Annotated in this window: 21 protein-coding genes and 1 rRNA gene; 12 read left to right on the plus strand and 10 right to left on the minus strand. The window is 66.2% G+C overall.

Annotated features, from left to right (window positions below):
* Window positions 1–367: 367 nt before the first annotated feature.
* Window positions 368–2,614: a replicative DNA helicase gene (gene dnaB, locus AAFP30_RS25380; protein WP_419232816.1), complete on the plus strand. Its 2,247-nt coding sequence runs from the start codon at window positions 368–370 to the stop codon at window positions 2,612–2,614.
* Window positions 2,615–2,912: 298 nt separating this feature from the next.
* Here the strand turns inward: dnaB and AAFP30_RS25385 are convergent, their stop codons facing one another.
* A complete protein-coding gene (locus tag AAFP30_RS25385; protein ID WP_419232817.1) occupies window positions 2,913–3,359 on the minus strand; it encodes a hypothetical protein in 447 nt (148 codons plus the stop codon).
* A gap of 286 nt (window positions 3,360–3,645) precedes the next feature.
* Between AAFP30_RS25385 and AAFP30_RS25390 the strand changes: the two genes are divergently transcribed.
* Window positions 3,646–5,097, plus strand: a complete 1,452-nt coding sequence (locus AAFP30_RS25390; protein ID WP_419232818.1) for a glycosyltransferase family 39 protein — start codon at window positions 3,646–3,648, stop codon at window positions 5,095–5,097.
* 64 nt (window positions 5,098–5,161) lie between these two features.
* Here the strand turns inward: AAFP30_RS25390 and AAFP30_RS25395 are convergent, their stop codons facing one another.
* Window positions 5,162–6,340: a serpin family protein gene (locus AAFP30_RS25395; RefSeq protein ID WP_419232819.1), complete on the minus strand. Its 1,179-nt coding sequence runs from the start codon at window positions 6,338–6,340 to the stop codon at window positions 5,162–5,164.
* 53 nt (window positions 6,341–6,393) lie between these two features.
* Entirely contained in the window at window positions 6,394–7,164 is a 771-nt protein-coding gene (locus AAFP30_RS25400; protein WP_419232820.1) for an alpha/beta fold hydrolase, read from the minus strand.
* Window positions 7,165–7,340: 176 nt separating this feature from the next.
* Between AAFP30_RS25400 and AAFP30_RS25405 the strand changes: the two genes are divergently transcribed.
* From AAFP30_RS25405 to AAFP30_RS25445, 9 genes are all read left to right on the plus strand, one after another.
* Window positions 7,341–7,808, plus strand: coding sequence for a helix-turn-helix transcriptional regulator (locus AAFP30_RS25405; protein WP_419232821.1), 468 nt, complete (start codon window positions 7,341–7,343; stop codon window positions 7,806–7,808).
* 10 nt (window positions 7,809–7,818) lie between these two features.
* Entirely contained in the window at window positions 7,819–8,271 is a 453-nt protein-coding gene (locus tag AAFP30_RS25410) for a VOC family protein (RefSeq protein WP_419232843.1), read from the plus strand.
* Window positions 8,272–8,395: 124 nt separating this feature from the next.
* Window positions 8,396–9,544 (plus strand): XdhC family protein, encoded by a 1,149-nt coding sequence (locus AAFP30_RS25415; RefSeq protein WP_419232822.1) that lies wholly within the window; start codon window positions 8,396–8,398, stop codon window positions 9,542–9,544.
* A gap of 42 nt (window positions 9,545–9,586) precedes the next feature.
* Window positions 9,587–10,474 carry an FAD binding domain-containing protein gene (locus tag AAFP30_RS25420; RefSeq protein WP_419232823.1) on the plus strand — a complete coding sequence of 296 codons (888 nt, stop codon included), beginning with the start codon at window positions 9,587–9,589 and terminating at the stop codon, window positions 10,472–10,474.
* Window positions 10,475–10,507: 33 nt separating this feature from the next.
* Entirely contained in the window at window positions 10,508–11,029 is a 522-nt protein-coding gene (locus tag AAFP30_RS25425) for a (2Fe-2S)-binding protein (RefSeq protein ID WP_419232824.1), read from the plus strand.
* A complete protein-coding gene (locus AAFP30_RS25430) occupies window positions 11,026–13,422 on the plus strand; it encodes an aerobic carbon-monoxide dehydrogenase large subunit (protein ID WP_419232825.1) in 2,397 nt (798 codons plus the stop codon). The genes AAFP30_RS25425 and AAFP30_RS25430 overlap by 4 nt, the downstream gene beginning before the upstream one ends.
* Window positions 13,423–13,458: 36 nt before the next feature.
* Window positions 13,459–14,400 (plus strand): XdhC family protein, encoded by a 942-nt coding sequence (locus AAFP30_RS25435; protein ID WP_419232826.1) that lies wholly within the window; start codon window positions 13,459–13,461, stop codon window positions 14,398–14,400.
* A complete protein-coding gene (locus tag AAFP30_RS25440) occupies window positions 14,397–15,287 on the plus strand; it encodes an AAA family ATPase (RefSeq protein ID WP_419232827.1) in 891 nt (296 codons plus the stop codon). Before AAFP30_RS25435 ends, AAFP30_RS25440 begins: the two co-directional genes overlap by 4 nt.
* Window positions 15,284–16,555 (plus strand): vWA domain-containing protein, encoded by a 1,272-nt coding sequence (locus AAFP30_RS25445; protein WP_419232828.1) that lies wholly within the window; start codon window positions 15,284–15,286, stop codon window positions 16,553–16,555. The genes AAFP30_RS25440 and AAFP30_RS25445 overlap by 4 nt, the downstream gene beginning before the upstream one ends.
* On the opposite strand, the gene AAFP30_RS25450 is transcribed toward AAFP30_RS25445, so the two are convergent.
* The 7 genes from AAFP30_RS25450 to AAFP30_RS25480 all read right to left on the minus strand — a co-directional run bounded on the left by AAFP30_RS25450 (window position 16,539) and on the right by AAFP30_RS25480 (window position 24,170).
* Entirely contained in the window at window positions 16,539–17,507 is a 969-nt protein-coding gene (locus AAFP30_RS25450; protein ID WP_419232829.1) for a LysR family transcriptional regulator, read from the minus strand. The two genes, AAFP30_RS25445 and AAFP30_RS25450, sit on opposite strands and share 17 nt — an antisense overlap.
* 46 nt (window positions 17,508–17,553) lie before the next feature.
* Window positions 17,554–18,258 (minus strand): SRPBCC family protein, encoded by a 705-nt coding sequence (locus AAFP30_RS25455; RefSeq protein ID WP_419232830.1) that lies wholly within the window; start codon window positions 18,256–18,258, stop codon window positions 17,554–17,556.
* A 2-nt stretch (window positions 18,259–18,260) separates the two neighbouring features.
* Complete coding sequence (locus tag AAFP30_RS25460; RefSeq protein ID WP_419232831.1) at window positions 18,261–19,118, minus strand: FAD binding domain-containing protein; 858 nt, start codon at window positions 19,116–19,118, stop codon at window positions 18,261–18,263.
* On the minus strand, window positions 19,115–21,514 hold the full coding sequence (locus tag AAFP30_RS25465) for a xanthine dehydrogenase family protein molybdopterin-binding subunit (protein WP_419232832.1): 2,400 nt from the start codon (window positions 21,512–21,514) through the stop codon (window positions 19,115–19,117). Before AAFP30_RS25465 ends, AAFP30_RS25460 begins: the two co-directional genes overlap by 4 nt.
* Complete coding sequence (locus AAFP30_RS25470; protein WP_419232833.1) at window positions 21,511–22,053, minus strand: (2Fe-2S)-binding protein; 543 nt, start codon at window positions 22,051–22,053, stop codon at window positions 21,511–21,513. The genes AAFP30_RS25465 and AAFP30_RS25470 overlap by 4 nt, the downstream gene beginning before the upstream one ends.
* Window positions 22,054–22,188: 135 nt before the next feature.
* Window positions 22,189–23,283 carry a vWA domain-containing protein gene (locus AAFP30_RS25475; protein ID WP_419232834.1) on the minus strand — a complete coding sequence of 365 codons (1,095 nt, stop codon included), beginning with the start codon at window positions 23,281–23,283 and terminating at the stop codon, window positions 22,189–22,191.
* A complete protein-coding gene (locus tag AAFP30_RS25480; protein ID WP_419232835.1) occupies window positions 23,280–24,170 on the minus strand; it encodes an AAA family ATPase in 891 nt (296 codons plus the stop codon). The genes AAFP30_RS25475 and AAFP30_RS25480 overlap by 4 nt, the downstream gene beginning before the upstream one ends.
* Before the next feature lie 690 nt (window positions 24,171–24,860).
* Between AAFP30_RS25480 and AAFP30_RS25485 the strand changes: the two genes are divergently transcribed.
* Window positions 24,861–24,939, plus strand: a 16S ribosomal RNA gene (locus tag AAFP30_RS25485); the annotation flags it as partial.

A 24,939-nucleotide genomic window follows, 5' to 3' on the forward strand; every position in this document is an offset into this window, starting at 1 on the left:
AGCAGGACACGCCGAGGCAAATTCATTGGTCGCCTGTGGAAAGTCCAAACTCGTCTGATCTGCGAAAAGATACAATCCCACAGAACAATTCCCCACTTTGTACACAAGGCCTGCACAACGCTCCCAACCGCGTCCACAGCCGCTCCACAGTTTGTTGACAGCCCTGTCCACAAGTCAGTTTGAGGCGACTTGCGTCGAGGCCTAATGTCCTCCGACAGTGTCTCTTCATGACCGGTGCGCCGAGATTGTCGGACCCGCTGAGTACATCTAGGGACACGACCGACGTCGGTGGCTGAACTGCCGGCGCCACCGAGTCGGACCCACTCGAGGGGTGAGTGGAGCAAGTACTGCGAGAGGTTTGACAAACGTGGCAGTTGTCGATGACCGCGGGCACGACCCGGCCCTGGAGCCGGACGAACGCGGATCACGAGCAGGGCGGGGCGACGACATCCCGAGCGAGGATTTCGGTCGTCAACCGCCGCAAGACCTGGTGGCCGAGCAGTCCGTGCTCGGCGGCATGCTGCTGTCCAAAGACGCCGTCGCCGACGTCGTGGACAAGCTGCGGTCGACGGACTTCTATCGGCCCGCGCATCAGGCGGTGTACGAGGCCGTCCTCGAGCTCTACGGCAAAGGGGAGCCCGCGGACGCGGTGACCGTCGCCGCCGAGCTCGAGCGCGCCGGAGAGCTTCGACGGGTGGGTGGGGCACCGTATCTGCACACCCTGATCTCCACGGTGCCCACAGCGGCGAATGCGGGCTACTACGCGGAGATCGTCGCGGAGAAGGCGATCCTGCGGCGCCTGGTGGAGGCCGGCACCCGCATCGTCCAGTTCGGCTACGCCGGTTCGGACGGTCAGGATGTCGCCGAGGTCGTCGACCGCGCACAGGCCGAGGTATACGAGGTCACCGAGCGACGCACCGCCGAAGACTACGTGCCGCTCGAAGACCTGCTGCAGCCGACGATGGACGAGATCGACTCGATCGCCTCCCGCGGCGGTCTGTCGCTGGGCGTCCCCACCGGCTTCGCCGACCTCGACAAGCTGACCAACGGTCTTCATCCCGGACAGATGATCATCGTCGCCGCCCGACCCGGCGTCGGCAAGGCGCTGGCCCTCGACACCCCGCTGCCCACGCCGACCGGCTGGACGACGATGGGCAACGTCGCCGTCGGAGATCTGCTGCTCGACGCCAAGGGCACACCGACCCGGGTGGTCGCCGCGACCGAGGTGATGACCGAACGGCCGTGCTACGAGGTCGAATTCAACGACGGCACCACCCTGACCGCCGACGAACAGCACCAGTGGGTCGCCGATATCGACGGCAAAACCCAGACCGTCACCACCGATACCCTGCGCTCGCACGTGGGATGCGCGGTCGTACGTAACACGCGCCCGCTCGATCTGCCACGCAAGCGGTTCGCCTACGGGCCCTACACCGTCGCCGCACTGGCCGGCATGGCCTTCAACGACCCCGAGATCGCCATGCGCATCGACGCCGAGGGCCCCGTCGACGTCATGACCTTGATGGCCGACCTGGGTGGACGCATCCCATTCGAATATCTTCGGGGGTCGATAGCGCAGCGTCGAGCACTACTTGCGGGGTTGCTCGACGCGCGCGCCACCGTCGACGACGACGGCTGGATCACCGTGCCTGCGGCAACGCGGCACATGACCGCCGTCGTCGCCGACCTGGTGGCCGGACTCGGCTACAACTACAAGCGGTCGGTCACCGGCTGGCTGCGGGTCGACGCCGACGACGACGTCTTCACCGTCTACCACAAAGCGGTGCGGCACAAGGAACTTCGACGCAAAGCTGGCGTGCGGCGGGTCGTCGCGATCCGACCGGTGGAGACCGTGCCCGTGCGGTGCGTGCAGGTCGACAACGACGACCACATGTACCTTGCAGGCGAAGCGATGGTGCCGACCCACAACTCCACCCTCGCCATGGACTTCCTGCGCTCGTGCTCGATCCACAACGGCAAGACCGGCGCCATGTTCTCGCTCGAGATGAGCAAGACCGAGATCGTCATGCGACTGCTCTCGGCCGAAGCCAAGGTCAAACTCGGCGACATGCGCGCCGGCTCCATGACCGACGACGACTGGACCCGCCTCGCCCGCCGCATGGGCGAAATCTCCGAAGCCCCACTGTTCATCGACGATTCACCCAACCTGACGATGATGGAGATCCGCGCCAAGGCGCGCCGTCTCAAGCAGCGCCACGATCTGAGTCTCGTTGCGGTGGACTATCTCCAGCTGATGACCTCGGGTAAGAAGGTCGAATCCCGACAGCAGGAAGTCTCCGAGTTCTCCCGCCAATTGAAGCTGCTCGCAAAGGAACTCGAGGTTCCGGTGATCGCGATCAGCCAGCTCAACCGTGGGCCGGAACAACGAACCGACAAGCGGCCGCAGGTGTCTGACCTTCGCGAGTCGGGATCGCTAGAGCAAGATGCCGACATGGTCATATTGTTGCACCGCCCAGACGCTTTCGAGCGCGACGACCCCCGCGCGGGCGAAGCCGACATCATTGTCGGCAAGCACCGCAACGGTCCAACCGCGACAATCACTGTGGCACACCAACTTCACCTATCGAGATTCGTGGATATGGCAAGGGGTTAGCGAAATCTATCTACTACGGCGGCGACGGCGGGCGATCCCCCCGCTGGTCGAGTAGCCCGCGAGCCGCTAGGCGAGCGAGCGTATCGAGACCACTTCCCGCAGGACGAGTTTCAGACACGGTGACTGGTTGTAATTGGTAAGTTGTTACGCAGCAGCATTTTTTGTGAACATTGTTGCCTCGGGTGATCGTGAGCTTGTGAGATCAGCCACTTGCCGTGCCGGATGGGGATGCGGCACGGCAAGTGGACTGTCTTGTTGCGCGACGGGTGTCGCTGACGTCGGCAACATCACGACGATCTCAGCGTTGCTCTGTCAGACGCCGTGTGTCTTCTGCGATTCCCGGGTGACGCTTGGTGAGCGCCCGGCGCGAGAATTCATCGGTCTCCGTGGTCAGGGTCAGTATCCACGGGATGATCTCTGCGGTGAACTTGCCGGGGTGTGGTTCGAGATCGGCGAGGACATCACGGGCGACGGTATCCAGCTGTGCTGCCGTCAGCTGTCCGGGTGGCCCCGAAAAGGCAAGGCTCACATCGCAAGTGTCGGGACCGGGAATGGTGTCAGGTCCGTTGTCGTAGCCCCACCGACTGCGCAGCATCGGTGAGGTGACCGGGACCATCGAGAACGAATGGCGTATCCGACCAGAAGAAAACTGTGCTGCAATGCATTTCGCGTGTCGCACGAATTGATTGATTCGCCGCGGTGAAGCGCACACGAGGATACGGCACTCCATCACAACAGATTTCACGACTGTCTCAACTCCTTGACCGGTATGTGGTCTATCCGACCATAGCCCAGATCCCAGAAAATGCCAGCCCAGCCCATATAACGGGCCTTGCATGTGGACGCTGGAGTACCAGTAGCGACCGGAATGATCCACGCGCGTTCGGACAGGAGTAGGTATCGACGCCCCGGTCCCGAGAGGGTGTTCGCCGCCGGGCCACGTGACGGACCCTGGTCACGAGCAGTAGCGTCACCAACATGAGCCCCGCCGTCGACGCCCTACGCGACCCGAGCCGGGTGACGACTCGGAGATGACCGCCGAGAAGTTCGCCCGAGGCCCGGTGTGGACGGCAGCCGCCGCCCAGGCCGTTCTGCTGACGGTGTTCTCGACGGGTTATGACTACCACCGCGACGAGCTCTACTACCGAATGCTCCGGCCGGCCTGGGGCTACGTCGACCAACCTCCGCTGACGCCGGCCATCGCACGGCTGACACTTCACCTGGCCGACGCGGAATGGGCGCTGCGCATTCCCGCTACCTTGGCGTCGGCGCTGTCCGTCGTCGTGCTTGCGATGATCACCTGGAAGCTCGGCGGTAGCCGTACCGCGCAGAGCCTCGCGGCCTGGGGCTACGCCACTGCGATGATGCCGCTGATGCTCGGCCACGTGCTGTTCACCTCGACGATCGACCTGCTACTGATCTCGCTGGTGGTGTACACCCTGCTGGTGGCGGTGCAGGGTGACCACCGATGGTGGGTCGCGGCCGGTCTGATCACCGGCCTGACCACCTACAACCGATGGTTGATCGTGATCGTGGTCGGCGGGCTGGTCGTCGGACTGCTCCTGCTGGGTCCGCGCCGCGACTTCCGGACACCCTGGCCCTACCTCGGCGGCGTCGTCGCGGTGATCGTGGGCCTACCGAACCTGCTCTACCAGGCCGATCACGGATGGCCACAGCTCGCGATGGGCTCGGCGCTCGGCGCGGAGAACGGCGAAAGCGTGCGCAGCGGCTTCGTACTGATGCTGATCGTGTTGCTCGGTCCGCCGCTGGTGGCGGTGTGGGGGACCGGGGTGGTCTGGCTGTTGCGGGCCGAGCAGCGCCATGTCGACGGCTGGCTCGTAGTGGGTTTTGCGGTGCTCTTGGTGTTCACCTTCGTCGGCGGTACGCAGCCGCACTATCCGGTGCACCTGTTGTCGGTGATGTATGCCGCCGGTTGCGTGCCCGCCGCGAGGTGGTTGTCCGGCAATCGATTCCGGCAACGACTGGTGATCTCCGTTGTCGCCATCAATGCCGCGGTGTCGATCGTGTTGGCGTTGCCGATCATCCCGCTGCGTGTCGTCGGCCGCACCCCGGTGGTGGATGCCGGTCCGATGGTGGCCGACCAGATCGGCTGGGATCGGTACGTGGAGCAGATCGCCCGGGTCTACGACGATCTGCCTGCGCCGCGACCGCCGATCCTCGCCTCGAACTACGGGGAGACCGGGGCGTTGGCCCGCTACGGTCCCGCACTCGGTCTGCCGGCACCGTATTCCGGCCATGTCGCGCTCTACGACCAGCGCCGTCTTCCCGACGACACCGACGCGGTCCTCGTCGTCGGCGGTCAACTTCACACGGCCACAGATCTTTTCAGTACATGCACGGTTCTTGCGACCCTCGACAACGGGCTCGGCGTCGACAACGAGGAGCAGGGCATGCCCGTCGCCCTCTGCCAACATCCGCACGACCCGGAGCACTTATGGCCGGCGCTGCGTCACCTGGACTGACGCGAAGGTCGTGGATTGCGGTGAGGATGTCATCGCACCGGTCACGCGAGGATCGACTCAAGTTTCACAGGATGAACGGACAACTCACCCACCCCGCAACCACCGCAAGTCGACTCGGCCGATGAACCGCAAGGAAACCGAACGGACGATCGAACGTGACGTCGACGACCGTCACGTCGAACTCCGGCCGATGGGGCGCGGCCCCGGCAGCGACCGCGAACGCCGTGACGGCCGCCGCTTCGAAGCCTTCGGCGAAGAATCGGGCCAGGACATCCTGCGCACCGCCTGAGACGAACAAGGGGATCGGACTCAACAGCGGAAGGTGTGTGTCGGCCTCGGTTACCGAGTTCAGCCCGAACAGGGCGCGATGCGCGAGCAGGTCGTGACTGGCTCGAATCTCGAACGAGGGTATATCCAACTGCACTATGTCCTCGGGGACAGTGGATTTCTCGCGACGGACGTCGAGTCCGGTTGCGCCACCATCGAGTTCGGTGGCCGCCTGGACCCGCGCCTCGCCGGACAGCTCGCGCAGTCCCACCGCCAACACCTCGGCCGGCGACCGATCGCCCAGCATCACATGCACATCGACGTCGCCCTCCCCCTCGACCACGACGCGAGTCACCCGGTCGTCGAGAACCGCAACGGCCGACAAGTCGGATGTCGTACGCCGAAGCCACTGTTTGTCGGGTGGGGAGTCCCCGAACCCACCGTGACGCGGATAGCCCTCGAACGGGTCACGCCAGCGCACGCGCGCGGCCAGTGCCGAGGCGAGCAACAATGCCGTGTCCTCGGAAATATCAAGAGGGAAGTGGTCGATCAGTCCACCCGTCTCGTCGGCGGCCCACCGATCCAGTGCCGCCTGATCCGTCAGTCGACCTACCATGCCGGCGGGCAGTCCGCTCGTCCACGCCTCATACAGTGGAATGCCTTCACTCGCCCAGATGCCCAAAGCGGCCGTCGCCGACGTACTCATGCGAAGGATGTCGACGAGTTCGAGCGCGTCGCGTTGGGCGGAGTCGACGGGTCGGCCGAGTGCCGCGGCCAGCTCGGTGCCGGCGGGTTCGTCAGCTGCCGAGGCGAGAAGCGCTAGCAGGGGCCACACACCGGCGGCGGACAACGCGCTGTCTTCTCCGCCAAGGCTTGAGCACCATCTCGCGGTCAGCGCATTGGCTGCCCGGGCGACGGGGCTGATCGGTTCGACGCGGTTCGCCGCCGACTGCTGGGATGATTCCGCGTGAGACACAAACCGAATCTTGGCATAGCCCAGCGACAATCACGAGGGCCGACAGGACAGACTCAGGGCATCACTGAGCCATCAGTCACGTCCAGGATGGTCCGAGCCACCAGATCCGGGTCGTCGATCATCGGAACATGTCCCACGTCGGGCAGGAGCACCCACGTGGCGCCCGGCAGTCGGTCGCGCGCGGTCCGACCGTACGACTGTGCCGGCACGATTCGATCGTGCTGAGCCCACGCTAGTGTCACCGGGCATGGCAACGGATCCAGTGGCTCGGCCTGCTCGTCGAGCGAGTAGTCGTCCAGGAACGGGCAGTCGAGGGCTCCGTCGATGAGCTCCAGCGCCATCTCGGCGCTCAGCCGGTCACCGTGGCATGCGGTCGAACGTAAACCGATGCGGCGGACGACGGCCGACCTGAGCACCAACGGCATCATCGGACGGCAAACAGACGCGAGTGAGCGTGCCCTCCGGAACTGCCTGACGATTACCTCGTGAGAATCTCGATCCCACCAGTAGCCCGCCGGGGAGAAAGCGCAGACGGTGGCCGCGCGGCCACGCCGTGCCAACTCGATGGCCACCCACGCGCCCAAGGAGTTTCCGGCGAGGTGCGGTTGCCGCAGATCGTGGTCGTCCAGATAGCGTTCCGCCTCGTCGACGACATCACCCACTCGCACTGGACGGTGCTCAACCTGCGGCCCACCGCGATGCCCGAGCAGGGTCGGCGTGTGGACATCGTGGTGCGCCGACAACCACGGCACGACGTCCTGCCAGATTCGGCCGGAGTGGGTGACGCCATGAAGGAGGACCAGCGATGAATCATCTATTCGCACAACAGGTCTCCATTCAAACCCAGGAATCGATCAGACCGGTCCGGCAGCCGCCGAATACAGGCAGTGTGCGAGCAGTTCTCCGCCGTCCATGTCGGCCATTCTGCTCCCACGATGAGGGAGGTCTCGCAGAATGCCGTTCGCGTGTACTGTCACACGAAGTACGCAACCATGAAGCTGTGCCCTTGACCGACGATCCGCGCTACGACTCGACCGTGTGGCTGCGCCGCGCCCGGGACCATGCCGATCGTCATTTCTCCGAACCGCTGGAACTCGAGGACCTCGCGGCCGTAGCGCGACTCAGTAAGTTCCACTTTCACCGCCTGTTCCGGGAGACCTATGGGGTGACGCCCGCGGCATACCTGTCACAGCGACGGATTGAGCGCGCCCAGGATTTGCTCCGAACCACGAATCTCACGGTCACCGAAGTGTGCATGGGCGTGGGGTTCAGCAGTCTCGGGTCCTTCAGTTCGCGCTTCCGGGAGATCGTCGGCGAGACCCCGAGCGAATTCCAGCGGCGCTGGAGCGGAACCGGGCCACGCATTCCCGGGTGCTGGGTGTTCATGCGCGGACTCGTGGAGCGCAACGAATCAGTGGTCGCGCACCGAGCAATCGAGGAGAAGCCGGTACCGGCCGACGGCCCCTAGCGTGGTGGGCATGATCACCAATGTTTCTCTTGTGTCCGTCTGGGTTCGCGATCAGGACGAGTCGCTGGCCTTCTACACCGACGTCCTGGGTTTCACCGTGGGTGACGACATTCGGCTCGCCGCGGACTTCCGCTGGCTTACCGTGTTTCATCCCAATCAGCCCGAACTGCATCTGCATCTCACGACGCCCTCCAAGCCGCTCTCGGACGACCTGATCGCCGCGATGCAGCGCGCACAAGCCGAAGGCGGCATGCCGGGAGTCGGCCTGCACGTCGACGATTGTCGAGCGACCTACGAAGACCTCAAAGCAAAAGGCGTCGAGTTCCTGCAGGAGCCGAGCGACCGACCCTACGGCGTCGAGGCGCTGATGCGAGACAACTCCGGCAACTGGATGGTCCTGGTGGAGCCGCGTTCCTTCGACCCCGCCGACATCGTCGCCGGCGGCCCGGAACAGTTCGCTTAGGGTGCCCTGACCTCAGCAAACACTGAGGTTCGGCTTGACGCCCGCCGATACCGGCGCAAACTGGACGATGTAACAACTGTGTGACGCGAGCCACATGGGTGTCCGCGGAGTCGAGGATGTGCAGATGCGAGATGTTCTGCCGACGCTTTTCGAGCACTGGCGCAACGGCGAGACGGTTGGGCTGACGACCGTGGTGTCGACGTTCGGCTCGGCGCCGCGACAACCCGGCGCCGCGACGATCCGCACCCCGGACGGCAGCGTCCTCGGGTCGGTGTCGGGTGGGTGCGTCGAGGGAGCGGTGTACGAACTCGCCGGTGAGGTCATCGATTCCGGCGCCGCACAGACCGAGCGCTACGGCATCGCCGACGACGACGCGTTCGCCGTCGGACTCACCTGCGGCGGCACCCTCGATGTCTTCTGCGAAGCGGTGTCCCGGGAGACATGGCCCGAGTTGGACGACCTCGCCGAGGCCGTCGCGGCCCGCCGGCCGATCGCGGTGGCCACGCTGATCTCGAGTACTCGTGACGGCGCCCGCATCGGTGCACACCTCACCGTCACCCCCGACACCGCCACCGGCAGCCTGGGTATCGGAAACCTGGACCGCGCGGTCACCGAGGATGCGCGCGGACTGCTCGACCTCGGCGAGACCTCGACCCTGCGATACGGATCCGACGGCCAGCGCATGGGCGACGACATCACCGTATTCGTGAACTCCTTTGCGCCGTCACCGCGCATGATCGTCTTCGGTGCCGTCGATTTCGCGGCCGCGCTCGCGGCTGCCGGCGCGGCCCTCGGCTACCACGTGACCGTCTGCGACGCGCGCAGCGTGTTCGCCACCCGCGCTCGATTCCCCGGCGCGCACGAGGTGGTCGTAGACTGGCCGCACCGCTATCTGCGCGCCGAGATGGCTGCGGGCCGTATCGATTCGCGTACCGCGATCTGCGTGCTCACCCACGACCCGAAGTTCGACGTGCCGGCATTGCAAGCCGCCTTCGACACCCCGGACGGCGTCTACATCGGCGCGATGGGCTCGCGACGAACCCACGACGACCGGCTGCGTCGCCTCCGCGAGGAGGGGGCGACCGACGCACAGTTCGCGCGCCTGCACTCGCCCATCGGCCTCGACCTGGGCGCTCGCACGCCCGCCGAGACGGCCGTCTCGATCGTCGCCGAGATCATCGCGTCCCGACGCGGCGGCAGCGGCGCCAACCTCGGGCGGCTCGCCGACCGCATCCACCGCGACGTGATCCCACAACCCGTCCGGTCCCAATAGAGCGGCAGCCCAATAGAACGGCAGAGCAGTAGAGGAGACATCATGCAGGTACCGGCACCGTTCGAATACGAACGTGCGACAAGCGTCGACGACGCGATCCGGCTGCTCGGCCAGCTCGGCGACGAGGCCCGCCTGATCGCGGGCGGACACAGCCTCCTCCCCATGATGAAGCTGCGGCTCGCGACTCCCGAATACCTCATCGACATCAACGATCTCCACGACGAACTCGGCTACATCCGTTTCACCGACGACGACGTCCGCATCGGCGCACTCACCCGGCACGCCGAACTGCTCGCCAACGAACCGCTGTTCTCGGCGTTCCCCATCTTCCGTGATGCGGAGAAGGTGATCGCCGATCCTGTTGTGCGCAACCGGGGAACGCTCGGCGGGTCGCTGTGTCAGGCCGATCCGTCGGAGGATCTGTCGAGCGTGTGCACCACGTTGAACGCGAGTTGCGTCATCCGTGGCGCCGACGGTGAGCGGGTGATCACCATGGCCGAGTTCCATCGCGGTCCGTACGAGACGGCGGTGGCACAGAACGAGATGTTGATCGAGGTGCGCATCCCGGTCCGGCCCGGCGGCAGCAGCGCATACGAGAAGGTGGAACGGCGCGCGGGCGACTGGGCGGTGGTCGCCGCAGGCGCGGCGCTGTGGCTGTCCGACGGCGTGATCGACGATGCCCGAGTCGGATTGGCCGCTGTCGGCGCCAACACCACGGGTATTCCGGCGATCTCGGAAGCCCTCCGCGGGCAGGAACCAACCGAGACCGCGTGGGTGCGTGCAGGGGAGATCGCCGCCGAGTCCTGCGATCCGGTCACCGACGGCCGCGGCACCGCCGACTACAAGCGGCACCTCGCCGACGAACTGACCCGACGCACCCTCCGCCGCAGCGCCCAACGATTGGGTATCGACGCGACCACACCGGCGTGAGTCATCAACAGCCCTGATGCAGAGGAGAATTCGATGCAAGTGACGATGACCGTCAACGGAGACACGGTGACCCGCGACATCGAGCCACGCCTGTTGCTCGTCCACTTCCTGCGAGACCATCTCGCGCTCACCGGAACCCACTGGGGCTGCGACACCAGCAACTGCGGCACCTGCGTGGTGCAACTCGACGGCCAACCGGTGAAGTCGTGCACCGTCCTCGCGGCCATGGCGGGCGGGCACGAGGTGCTCACCGTCGAAGGACTCGAGCAGGGCACCACCCTCGACCCCATCCAGCAGGGATTCATGGAATGTCATGGGCTGCAATGCGGTTTCTGCACCCCGGGGATGCTCATGACCACCCGTGCCCTCCTCGACGAGAATCCCGATCCGACCGAGGATGAGATCCGCGAGGCGATCAGTGGACAGATCTGCCGCTGTACCGGGTACACCACGATCGTCCGCTCGGTGCAATGGGCTGCCCAACATGCCCACGACGCGGAGTCCGAGTCCTCGGCGGCCGCTGCCGAGGACACCGCAGCAGGAGCAACACGATGACCATCACCACACCCCCCGACCCGGCAGCGGATCTCGTCGACAACAACCAGAAACCCGTCGGCTACGGACGGATGCTGCGCAAGGAGGATCCGCGTTTCATCCGGGGTCTCGGGCGGTACGTCGACGACGTGCAACTCCCCGGCATGCTGCACATGGCGATCCTCCGGTCGCCGGTTGCCCATGCCCGGATCGTCGGCATCGACACCTCCGCGGCCGAAGCGTTGCCGAAGGTCAAGGCGGTGATCACCGGTGAGACCCTCAAAGGCCTTGGGCTGGACTGGATGCCGACCCTATCCAACGACGTGCAGGCGGTCCTCGCGACCGACAAGGTCCGCTTCCAGGGGCAGGAGGTCGCCGCGGTCGTAGCCGAAGACCGTTACGCGGCACGCGATGCCCTCGAACTCATCGACGTCGACTACGACATCCTCGACCCAGTCTGGGACGTCCGTACCGCTCTTGCGGAGTCGGCGCCGGTGATCCGCGACGACCTCGACGGCAAGACCGACAACCACATCTTCGACTGGGAAACCGGTGACAAGGCGGCTACCGATGCGGTGTTCGCCACCGCCGACGTCGTGGTCAGTGAAGACATCGTCTACCCCAGGGTGCATCCGGCACCGATGGAAACCTGCGGTGCGGTAGCCGATTTCGATCGGGTGGATGGCAAACTGACACTGTGGTCGACCAGTCAGGCGCCGCACGCCCACCGCACCCTGTACGCGATCGTGGCCGGCATCCCCGAGCACAAGATCCGCGTCATCTCCCCGGACATCGGTGGCGGTTTCGGCAACAAGGTGCCGATCTACCCCGGCTACGTGTGCGCGATCGTCGGATCGATCGTCACCGGCAAACCGGTCAAATGGATGGAGGACCGCACCGAGAACCTGACCAGCACCGGGTTCGCCCGCGACTACGTGATGCGCGGCGAGATCGCCGCCACCAACGACGGCCGCATCCTTGCCATCCGCACGAATGTCCTCGCCGATCATGGCGCGTTCAATGGTGTTGCCGCGCCGGTCAAGTACCCGGCCGGATTCTTCGGGGTCTTCACTGGCAGCTACCAACTCGAGGCCGCGTACTGTTCGATGACCGCGGTCTACACCAACAAGGCACCCGGCGGGGTCGCCTACGCGTGCTCGTTCCGGATCACCGAAGCGGTCTACCTCGTGGAACGGCTGGTGAACTGCCTCGCCTACGAACTGAAAATGGATCAGATCGCGTTGCGGCGCAAGAACTTCATCCAACCCGACCAGTTCCCCTACACCAGCAAGACCGGCTGGGTGTACGACTCCGGCAACTACGACGCGGCGATGCTTGAGTCGATGCGCATCGCCGACTACGACGCGCTGCTGGCCGAACAAGCCGAAAAGCGTTCCCGCGGTGAGCTGATGGGGATCGGCGTGGCCTTCTTCACCGAGGCGGTCGGCGCGGGACCACGCAAGGACATGGACATCCTCGGCCTCGGCATGGCCGACGGATGCGACGTCCGGGTGCATCCGACCGGCAAGGCCGTGGTGCGGCTGTCGGTGCAGTCGCAGGGCCAGGGCCACGAGACCACCTACGCGCAGATCGTCGCCGAAGAGCTCGGCATCCCGCCCGACGACATCGACGTCGTCCACGGCGACACCGACAACACCCCGTTCGGGCTGGGTACCTACGGCAGTCGCTCCACGCCGGTGTCGGGCGCGGCCGCAGCCGTCGCGGCCCGCCGTATCCGGGACAAGGCGAAGCTCATCGCCTCCGGCATGCTGGAGGTGTCGGTCGCGGATCTGGACTGGGAGAAAGGGTCTTTCGCGGTCAAGGGCGACCCCGGCAAGTCGGTGACGATCGCGGAGATCGCGATGGCCGCACACGGCGCGGGTGATCTGCCGCCGGGCGTCGAGGGCGGTCTGGATGCGTCGGTGGTCTACAACCCCGCCAACCTCACCTATCCGTTCGGTGCCTACATCTGCGTCGTCGACATCGACCCGCAGACGGCGGTGGTCAAGGTCCGACGATTCGTGGCGGTCGACGACTGCGGCACGCGCATCAACCCGATGATCATCGAAGGTCAGGTGCACGGCGGACTCACCGACGGCGTCGGCATGGCGCTGATGGAGATCGTCTCGTTCGATGAATCCGGCAACTGCCTCAACGGATCCTTCATGGACTACCTGATCCCAACGGCCCTCGAAGTCCCGCACTGGGAAACGGGATTCACCGTCACGCCGTCCCCACATCATCCGATCGGCGCCAAGGGAGTCGGCGAATCGGCGACGGTGGGTTCGCCACCCGCCGTGGTGAACGCGGTCATCAATGCATTGGAGCCCTTCGGTGTTCGGCACGCCGACATGCCGTTGACCCCGTCGCGGGTATGGGAGGCGATGCAGGGTCGGGCACGTCCGCCGATCTGAGGTCTACGACCACAAGGAGACGAACAGGAGCAGGTCATGTCATCCGAGGACCATGCGGCGCTGACCGAACTCGCCGCACAACTCACGGCACACCGGACGGCGTTCGCCCGGGTGACCGTGGTGCGCGCGCAGCCACCCACTTCCGCGCATGCCGGGGACCTGGCCCTGGTGACTGCAGACGGACGGATGCATGGCTTCGTCGGCGGGCAATGCGCAGCGGAATCGGTGCGGGTGGCCGCGGTCGACGCGATCGCCGACGGCGAGGACCTCCTGCTCCGCATCCTGCCCGCCGAGGCCGACACGTTCCCGGAGACGGCGTGTGCTCGGGTGGTGGTCAACCCGTGTATGTCGGGCGGGGCGCTGGAACTGTTCATCGAGCCGGTCCTGCCCGCACCGATCGTCCACGTCGCCGGGGACACCCCCATCGCGGTGGCCGTCGTCGCACAGGCGAAACTACTGGGATTTGCTGTCACACAACAGCAATCCGCAGAAGAGGCAGGACTACTCGGCGCTGAACCCGACGGCGCGGTCGCCTCGGTGATCGCCACACACGGCGGTGATGAAGCCGGGTTGATCCGCGCAGCCCTCGACCGTGCTGTCCCGTACATCGGTTTGGTGGCGAGCCGCCGACGCGGCGCCGCGGTGCTGGCCACCATGGAACTGACGGCCTCACAACGCGATTCGATCCACACGCCGGCGGGCATCGACATCGGTGCCGTCACCGCCGCCGAAGTCGCACTCTCGATCCTCGCGCAGGTGGTGTCGGCGATTCGACGTGACGGTATCCGGACGTCCGTATCGACGGTGTCCGATTCGGCGCCCGCCGGACGGCGCGAGATCGATCCGATCTGCGGCATGACGGTGGTGGTGACCGACGAAACCCCCACGACCACCGACGAATCCGGTTCGCACTGGTTCTGCTGCCTCGGCTGCCGCGACACCTACCTCGACCGCGCCGGTCTCCAGGCCACTCGATGACGAGGAGGATCGACAACCCGCTGTTCAAGTCACCCACGCAGGTCACCGAACGACTCGACACGGTCGACTACCTGGCCGACGAGGGTTTGGCGACCGCGATCTTCCTGGCGACCTCGTTGCAGATGCCGCTGTTGCTGGAAGGTGAACCGGGCGTGGGCAAGACGTCAGCGGCCACGTCGCTGGCCGCGGCCCTCGGCACCGACCTGATCCGCCTGCAATGCTACGAAGGCCTGTCCGCGCACGATGCCCTCTACGAATGGAACTACCAACGCCAACTCCTGGCAATCCGACTGTCCGAGGCCCGTGAACAGTCGATCTCCGACGCCGACCTCTACGCTCCGGAATACTTGTCCGAACGACCGCTGCTCGCAGCGATCCGGTATTCCGGTGCACTGCCACCCGTCCTGCTCATCGACGAAATCGACCGTGCCGATGACGAATTCGAGGCATTGCTGTTCGAGTTCCTGGGCGAGGGGGCGGTGTCGATCCCGGAACTCGGCACCATTCGCGCGCAACGCCGTCCGATCGTCGTCCTGACCTCCAACAGAAGTCGGGAACTGCACGACGCACTACGACGCCGATGCCTCTACCACTGGATCGCCTATCCCGGTGCCGCCCAGGTCGCGGCGGTGCTCCGCCGCACCGTGCCGGGCGCGCCCGGCAGCCTCATCGCCGATGCCTCGGTCTTCGTCGGCCGAGTCCGCGAACTCGACCTCGACAAGCCGCCGGGGATGGCCGAGGCGATCGACTGGGTGTCGGCGCTGATCACCCTCGGGGTCGCCGAACTGATGCCGGACACGGTGCGCCCGGCGCTCGGCACCTTGGTCAAGACACCCGACGATCACGACGCCCTGGTCGACGCACTCGACCGGGGAGCCCTACCGTGACCGGTGAGCACGTGACCGGTGAGCACGTGACCGGCGGGCCGATCCTGGCCCACGTCGACCGCGCCGCGTTTGCCGCCGGACTCGCCGATCGCCTCCGCTCCGCGGGCATCCCGGTCGGACAGGCCGACGCCGTCGTCTTCGGCCGGGCACTCGCCGCGGCCCCGCGTGGCGCGCTCGCCGATCGCCGCGAACTCTACTGGATCGCCCGAATCACTCTGGTGCGCAGGCACTCTGATCTCGACTTATTCGACGCGGTCTTCGCTGCGGTGTTCGGTGATGCCGTGTTCTCGCTGGATCCGGTTGCCCTGCGCGGATCATCGTCGGTGGCACCGGGAGAGCAGTCGATGGCGGTTCCCGCACCGCATGCCGACGGCGATACCGAAGCACTGCCCTGGGCCACACTGCCGCGGATGACGGTTACCGAGGACTCCGCCGACGACGCCGACGGCGTACCGGTGTGGATTCCGCGCCCGAGTGCGATCGAATCGATCGCACGGATTCCGTTCGACCAGTTGGACTCTGAACAGCTCAAGCGTGTCGAGGACTGGCTCGACGTGTCCATCGAGGTGTGGCCGCGGCGGCGTAGCCGACGAGAACGGGTGGTCGGCGGCGGGCGGCGGATCGACCTGCGGCACACCCTGGTGCGGAGCCGCCATACCGGATGGGAGATCGCCGACGTGGCCTACCGCGGCCCGACCCGGCGTCGACGACGCATCGTGATGATGTGCGATGTCTCCCAATCGATGCAGGCGTACACCAGCGTCTACCTGCATGTGATGCGGGCGCTCTCGCGACGCGGCTACGGTGAGACGTTCGCTTTCGCGACCCGACTCACTCGGATGACACCCATCCTGGCGCGGTCGTCGGTCGACGACGCTGTCGAGGTGGCGAGCGAGAAGGTGGTGGATCGATTCGGCGGCACCCGCATCGCGGCGAGCCTGGACGCGTTGTTGCGTTCACACCACGCATCGGTCGTGCGCGGATCGATCTGCGTGATCGCCTCTGACGGTTGGGATTCCGATGACCCAGACGAGATGGATCGCGTGATGGCACGTATCGCGCGTCGGGCGTTCACCGTGATCTGGCTCAATCCGCGCGCCGGGGCGCCCGGCTACCTGCCGTTGGTCGGTGGGATGGCCGCGGCACTCCCGTATTGCGATCGGCTGCTCCCCGCGGCCACCGTCGACGACATGGCGGACTTGATCACCGCCATCGTCGATGCCCGGCGCAGCGCTGCTCGTCCGTCGGCAATCAATTCCACAGCGTGACGTAGACCGCTGGACGGAAGTTCTTCACCGGGACACCGGAGCCCCGGAGCATCGCCTGCACCGCTTTCGGTGTGCCGATGAACCGCATGAGTTCACTGGCCGTGCGCGTGGGATCGTGGGCCAGGGTCATCGCGCACCAGGTGTTGCGGCGGTGGTTGTTCGGGCCGGACACGCGAGTGAGATGACCGGCCTGCAGTTCCGAACGCACCGCGAACGTCGGGGCGAGGGTGAGTCCGGTGCCGCGTCGGGTCTCCTCCCAGGCCGCGGCGTCACTTTGGAAGATGCGTTGCCGGTCGTCGGGCACACCGAGTTGCGTGATCATCGCCGGGATCGCATCGTGTGCGCCGGCCGCGGACGGGCCGAGATTCCATGTCGCCCGGGCCAATTCCTCCGGGCTGGCCCGTCGCTGGGCGAACGGATGCGTGGGTGCCGCCAAGACCTCCAGGTCGAAGGAGAGGAATTCCTTGGCATTGTGGAGGTGTCCGCTGTCGGCCAACTGCCCGTCGCGCGGAACCGGCCCGATCGCTACATCCACCGCTCGGGAGGCGAGCAGGGAAGCGAATTGGTCCGGGGATTGCACGCTCAGTTCGACCTCCAGATCGTTCGCCCGTTTGGTGAACAGGTCGATCAGTCCGCTGGCGGCATGTTCGGCGAACAGGCTCGACGACGCAAGCCGGATCGTTCGTCGTCCCCCGGCCGCGGCCCCCACCTCACTGACGGTCTGATCCTGCAGCCCAAGGATTTCCACCGCACGTGCGGCCAGTCGCAGTCCGCCCGGGGTGAAGGCGAGACCCGAGTGGGTCCGCGTGAACAGCTGGTCGCCGAGACTCTTGCGCAGCGCCGCCACATGCATCGACACCGCCTGCTCGGTCAGTTCGAGCTCGGCCGCGGCTTGCTTGACCGTGCCGGTCCGGACGATCGCGACGAACGCGCGTAGTTGCGCAGGGGTCATCGGCACACGGGGAGTACGGAGGGAAGCGGCGCCACAACGCTCTCGGTCAGCGACGTAATCGGCGCACCAACACGAACACCAGCAGGCTGAGCACCAGCGCCCCGACGATCGGCGCGGCGCGTTTGGCGACCGAACCGCCGGCGTAGGCCATCAGGTCGAGCGGCTCCGCCTCCTCTGCCGGCTGCGCGACCGCACGAGGTTTCGACGCTTCGGGCGGTGGCGACGTCGCGGCGTCCGGTGCCGTCTGCACTGCTGTGGGCGACTGGGCAGCAGCGGCGGGCTCCGGTTCGGGCTCTGGTGCCGGCGATGGTTCGCCCAGCTTCTTCGACAGGCACGCTGCGAACTGATCGATGATCTTGCCGCCCACATCGGACAGCATGCCGCGACCGAACTGGGCGGGCTTGCCGGTGATCGCCAGATCGGTCACGACGGTGCCGGTGGTGGTGTCCCCCTCCTCGGTCAGCGTCATGGTCACGGTGGCCTTCGCCGTGCCCTGTCCCCGAGACTCCTTGGCATTGCCCTCGATCACCGCGCGGTGCGCGCCCTCGTCCTTCTCGATGAAGGTGCCGACGCCCTTGTACACCAGGGCAACCGGGCCGATCTTCACCTTGATCTGCCCGGTGAACTTGTCGCCGTCGACCTCGGTGAGGGTCGCTCCGGGCATGCAGCCCACAACGCGCTCCGGATCGATGAGGGCCTGCCAGACGGTCGCGATCGGTGCGTTCACCGAAAAGCTGTGTTTCAGTTCCATCGTCAGGCGCCTACCGCCGCCACGACCGCGCGCCGGGTGAGGACCTTCGCCAGATGGGTTCGGTACTCGGAGTCGGCGTTCGGATCACTCATCGGGCTGGTGCCGTCGGCGGCGTGGTCGGCTGCCGCACGAATGACATCGGTGTCTGCGGGCTGTCCGATGAGCGCCTGTTCCACTGTGCGCGCGCGTATCGGTACCGCACCCATGTTGGTCAGCCCGACGGCGGCGTCGCGGATCGTGCCCCCGTCGTCGACGTCGAGGGTCGCCGCGACGGCGATGATCGACCAGCTCTGCGAGACACGATGGAACTTCTCGTAGTGCGCCGCCCATCCGGTGTGCTTCGGAATGCGTACCGAGGCCAGGATCTCGTCGGGTTCGAGTGCGGTGCTGAAGATGTCGGTGAAGAAGTCCTCGGCGGCCACCTCGCGTTGTCCGCCCGGTCCCACGACGGTCATCGTGGCGTCCAGCGCGACGACGACGGAACTCAGATCGCCGGCCGGGTCGGCATGGGCGAGCGACCCGCCGAACGTGCCGCGGTGGCGGATCTGCGGGTCCGCGACGGTCTGCTCGGCGTCGCCGAGCAGCGCAGCATGCCGGGAGACAAGGCGATCGGTCATCACGTTGTGGTGCGTGGTCATCGCCCCGACAACGATCGAGTCGCCCTCCTCCCGCACCCCACGTAATTCCGCGACCTTCCCGAGGTCGACGAGCGCGCTCGGGGAGTTCAGCCGTAGCCGCAACACCGGCATCAGGCTCTGCCCACCGGCGATCACCTTGGCGTCCTCGCCGGCCTCGGCCAGCGCGGCGACGGCCTCGTCGACAGTGGTCGGGGCGAGATAGTCGAACTTGGACGGAATCATTGCGCACCTCCCTGTGTGGTCTGGGCGGTCTGGATGGCTTTCCAGACCCGCATGGGACTGCAGGGCATCTCGATGTCGACGACGCCGAAGTGGCGCACCGCGTCGAGGACCGAATTGACCACCGCCGGGGTGGACGCGATGGTCCCGGCCTCGCCAACTCCCTTGACGCCGAGCGCATTTCCGGTGGCCGGCGTCTCCGTGCGGTCGGTGATGAAGTGCGGTAGATCGGGTGACCCCGGCACCAGGTATTCGGCGAACGACCCGGACAACAGCGTCCCGGATTCGTCGTAGATGGCGTCCTCGTAGAGCGCCTGCGCGATGCCCTGCGCGAGGCCGCCGTGCACTTGACCCTCCACGATCAACGGGTTCACGACCTTGCCGATGTCGTCGACACACACGTACTTGCGGATCTTCACGAACCCGGTCTCGGTGTCCACCTCGGCGGCGCACAGGTGCGTGCCGTGCGGGAACGAGAAGTTCTCCGGGTCGTAGGTCGCCTCGGAATCGAGGTTCGGCTCCACGCCGTCAGGCATGTTGTGCGCGGCGAACACGGCCAGTGCGACGTCGGTGATGCCGATGGCCTTCTCGGTGCCCTTGACGGTGAACTTGCCCTCGGTGAACTCGAGGTCGTCCTCCGATGCCTCCATCAGGTGGGCGGCGATCGGACGTGCCTTGTCGACAACCTTTTCGGCAGCCTTGACGACGGCCATCCCGCCGACCGCCAGCGAACGAGAACCGTAGGTGTCCAGGCCGCGCGGTGACGTCTGGGTGTCACCGTGGAGCACCTCGACATCCTCGAAGGGCACGCCGAGCCGGTCGGCGACGATCTGACTCCAGGCGGTCTCGTGGCCCTGGCCATGTGCCGAACTGCCGGTCACCACCTCGACCTTGCCGGTCGGCAACATCCGGATCGCCGCATGCTCCCAGCCGCCGGAACCGCCGCCCAGTTCACCCAGGATGCGCGACGGCGCGAGGCCGCACATCTCGGTGAACGTGGACACCCCGATCCCGAGTTGCACGGTGTCGCCGCGCTCCCGACGCTCCGCCTGTTCCCGGCGCAGTCCGTCGTAGTCGAACAACTCCGTCGCCTTGGCCGTCGCCGCCTCGTAGTTACCCGAGTCGTAGGTCATGCCGGCGACCGTCGTGAACGGGAACTCCTCGTGTTTGATCCAGTTCTTCTCCCGCAGTTCGAGCGGATCCATCCCGAGCTCGGTCGCGAGTTCGTCCATCATCCGCTCGATCGCGAAGGTCGCCTCGGGACGCCCGGCACCCCGATACGCGTCGGTGGGCACCTTGTTGGTGAGCACGTTCGTACAGGAGAAGTGATAGGCGGGGAACTTGTAGATGCTGTTGAACATGAAGGCGCCGAGGACCGGCACCGCAGCGGTGAACACCCGCAGGCAGGCGCCCATATCGGCGAGCAACTCGACCTTCATGCCGGTGACCGTGCCGTCGCGGCGTGCGGACAGGGTGAGCTTCTGGATCTGGTCGCGGCCGTGGTGGGCAGCCTGCATCGATTCGCTGCGTGACTCGGTGTACTTGACCGGCTTGCCGAGTCGCTGGGCGATCAGCAGCGCGAGCACCTCTTCGGGACAGACCTGCAGCTTGCCGCCGAAGCCGCCGCCGACATCGGGAGCGATGACCCGGATCTTGTGCTCCGGGACGCCGAGCGTCATCGCCAGCATGAGCCGCAAGATGTGCGGGACCTGGGTGGCCGACCACATGGTGATCTGCGATGCGGTGGGGTCGACGACCACCGACCGCGGCTCCATGAACGCCGGGATCAGGCGCTGCTGGCGCAGGGTGCGTTCGACGACGACCTCGGCGTCGCGGATCGCGTCCTCGACGTTCTCGCCGGTGCCTGCTTCGGCGGAGTCGAACACCCACACCGCTTGCACATTGGTACCCAGGTCGGGATACACCAGGTCGGCGCCGTCGCTCGCGGCGGCCGCGAGGTCGAGCACCACCGGCAGGTCGTCGTAGTCGATGTCGATGTTCTCCAACGCATCGTGGGCGGCGTAGGAGTCGCGGGCCACGACGATCGCCACCGCCTCACCCGCGAACTTGACCGCGTCCACCGCGATGGACGGGGCCGGCGGGACCAGCATGTCGGGGGTGATCTGCATCGCGTTCGGCAGATTGCCTTGCTCGTCGGCGAAGTCGGCGCCGGTGTACACGGCGACGACACCGGGCATCGACTTGGCCGCCTCGACGTCGATGTTCGTGATCCGCGCGTGTGCGACGGGGCTGCGCAGGATCGCGATGTGCAGCATGCCGGGCAGCACGATGTTGTCGGTCCACCGGGTGCGCCCGGTGATCAGGTGCTCATCCTCTTTGCGGACCCGCGCCTTGCCGACTTCGTGTTCGGCGGCGCCCGGCTCGACGGTGGTGGTCATCGTGCGCCTCCCGTCTCCTGCATCGCGGCGGTGGTCGTGGTCGACCCGGTGCGTTCCACCCGGGGCGATGCGTCGGCCTTCAACCGTTGCGCCGCGTCGAGCGCCGCGGCGACGATGTTCTGGTAGCCGGTGCAGCGGCACAGGTTGCCTTCGAGGCCCTCGCGGACGTCGTGCTCATCGGGGCTGGGATTCTCGGCGAGGAGGTCGATCGTCGACATGATCATGCCGGGAGTGCAGTAGCCGCACTGGAGTCCGTGATTGTCGCGGAAGGCCTCCTGGACGGGATGCAGTGCACCGTCAGGGGCCTTGAGACCTTCGACGGTGGTCACGTCGGCGCCGTCGGCCTGCACGGCGAGCACCGAGCATGACTTGACGCTGTGGCCGTTCAGCAGCACTGTACAGGCGCCGCAATTGCTTGTGTCGCAACCGATCACGGTGCCGACCTTGCCCAGCTGATTTCGTAGGTGGTGTACGAGTAAGGTGCGTGGCTCCACCTCGTCCTCGTAGGTCGTCCCGTCGACGGTGATTGCTACACGCATGTTGGCCTCCAGTGCGTTCGCCAAAGGTGGGCTGAGGGCTTGGCGAAGCCCTACCGACCACTGTGCCTCGTCGGTGCTCTCCAGATGTCCGGAATCGTGGATCACGTGGCGACGACGACGGTTTCGTGGACTGCGTCAGGCGTCGCGGACGGCCGCGAGCAATGCCTCCAAGGTGGCCAAGGAGTGCCCGGCGAACAGGTGGTCGACGTGGGGCAGTGCCGCCGCGATGCCGCCCTGGATCGGCTGGTAGCCCTCCGCGCCCGCGTGCGGGTTGACCCAGAACACCGCTCGGGCGAGACGGCGCAACTGCGCCATCTGCGCTGCCAACAACGTCGGATCGCCCCGCTCCCACCCGTCGGAGAAGATCACCACCACCGCTCCGCGCGCCGCCCCACGACGACCCCACCGGTCCAGAAACGCCTGCAGGGTCTCGCCGAGCCGGGTGCCGCCGGCCCAGTCCGGCACCGTTCGACCCGCCGCCGACAGCGCCTGGTCGGGGTCGGCGGCGCGCAATGCCCGCGACAGCCGGGTCAACCGGGTGCCGAGCGAGAACACCTCCGTGTCCGACGGAGCAGCCCGGGTCACGACATGTGCGAACCGCAGCAACGCATCCGCGTACGGGCTCATCGACCCGGAAACGTCGAGCAGCAGCACCACCCGTCGTGGTCGGGTTGCTCGTCGGTGCCGACGCGGCCGCACCGGTTCGCCGCCCGCGGCGAGCATGTCGCGCACGGTTTGTCGCCGGTCGATCTCCCCACGCCGAGCCGGGGCGCGCCGCAGTGCCGGACGACGCGGCGGCACCGGCTTCAGCGTGGCGATGAGCTCGGCGAGGTGTGCGCGTTCGGCCGCCGACAGTGTCGCGATGTCCCGGTGCCGCAGCACCTCGGTGTCGTCGGCGGCCACCGCGAGGTGTGGACCGGACTCACTGGTCTGCTGTTCGCCGGTGGTGCGCAGCGCCGCCATCCGGGACTGTCGGGATTTGTTGGGGTGGCGGGCCGCCCGCGGCATCCGGTCGCCGAACCAGGCGTCGAAGGCCAGATCGAAACGGGGATGGTCATCGGGATCGCGGCACAGGGTGGCGCGTCCCGCCCAGTACACCTGCTGAGCGTCGGCGATGTCGATCTCGCGTACTGCGGAGACGAACTGTTCCACCGAATCGGTCGCGACCGGCAGCCCGGCGAGGGTCAGGCTTCGCGCGAAACCTGCGATGCCCACCAACTCGTCGCTCATGCCAACAGTCGGTCCAGCCCGGTGCGCAGGACACGGTCGACGTCCTCGCGATACTTCAGCACTGCCCCCAGGGTGGCGGCGGCGACCTCGGCGTCGAGCACGTCGCGGTCGAGTTCGGCCAACGCTCGAGCCCAGTCCAGCGTTTCGGCGACACCCGGTGGTTTGAGCAGTTCCAGCGTGCGCAGTTCCTGGACCGCCCCGGCAACCTGCGCGGCCAGGGCGTCGCCGATGCCGGGCACACGGCGCGTCAGGATGGCGATCTCGCGGGCCAGTGAGGGGTGTTCGAGCCAGTGGTAGAGGCAGCGGCGTTTGAGTGCGTCGTGAACCTCGCGGGTGCGGTTGGAGGTGAGGATCGCCAGCGGCGGGGTCGCCGCCTGCACGTGCCCGAGCTCGGGGATGGTGACCGCATTCTCGTCCAGCAACTGCAGTAGGAATGCCTCGAACTCGTCGTCGGCGCGGTCGATCTCGTCGATGAGCAGCACACAGGGTGCCTCGGTGAGCGCCTGCAACAGCGGCCGTTTGAGCAGGAATCGATCGGTGTAGAGCGACGTTTCGGCCGCATCCGCATCGAGCGGACCGACGCTCGCCGCCTCGAGAGTCCGCAGGTGCAGCAGTTGGCGTGGGAAATCCCAGTCGTAGAGCGCCTGCGAGGCGTCGATGCCTTCGTGGCATTGCAAGCGGATCAACGGCAGACCCAGTGCCTGCGCCAGCCCGACCGCGAGAGACGTCTTGCCGGTGCCGGGCTCACCCTCGCAGAACAGCGGCCGGCCCATCCGTAGGGCAAGGAACGCGGCCATGGCCAGCCCGTCGTCGGCGAGATAGCCGGTGGAGTCCAGCGCGGTCGCCAGTTCCGCCGGCGAACCGGGGAGGGCTGGTACTGACGTCATGACGCGAGCCTATTGGGGCGAGTTGGCCTGCGGCAGAACTTACGCAGACTCGGGTGATGGTGCTACCGCTGATGGGCGCAATACAGATCTGCCTGCACGGCATGCCTGCGATGCGTTCGTACCCCATGTCCTCGGCGTCGGCGTCTTGACCAGGCGATTTGCGTTCTGTCAGCGGTGTGCGTAGTTTTCTTCGAGTCAGCGCGCCACGGCGCCGCCCCGGACAGTCCGCTTGGTTTACCGGCGGGGGATGGGGAAGGGAAACCGGGTTGATGTTGACCGCCCCTTGATTGTTCGGCCGGGTTGCTGTGTGCGCCGGGTTGCTGTTGGTGGGTGGCTGGAGTTTGTTCTGGTGGTTCGGAAACGTGAGTTTGCGGACTGGGGATTGACTCTGGTAGGCTGGAAGAGTTGCGCCGGGGACGGCCAACTATTCCAATCAGAACGTAAAGTCTGCTGGTGAACGCCTCTTTGTGGGGTGGTGCTGGTGGGTGTGTGTTCGTTGAGAACTCGATAGTGTGTGACATATTGTCTGATGCCATTATTTTGGCATCGTGTGTCCATGTTTTGTGGATATGGATGATTTTTGTTTTTGTGGCATCTGCCCTGTGGGGTGGGTGTTGCTAGTTTTTGTTTGGTCAGGTCTTTGTCTCTCTGGCTGAGATTGTGTTGAAACCTTTTGTGTTTCAGTGTTTTTTCATGGAGAGTTTGATCCTGGCTCAGGACGAACGCTGGCGGCGTGCTTAACACATGCAAGTCGAACGGAAAGGCCCGC

The organism is Gordonia sp. CPCC 205515, assembly GCF_048537925.1.
Classification (GTDB): Bacteria; Actinomycetota; Actinomycetes; order Mycobacteriales; family Mycobacteriaceae; genus Gordonia.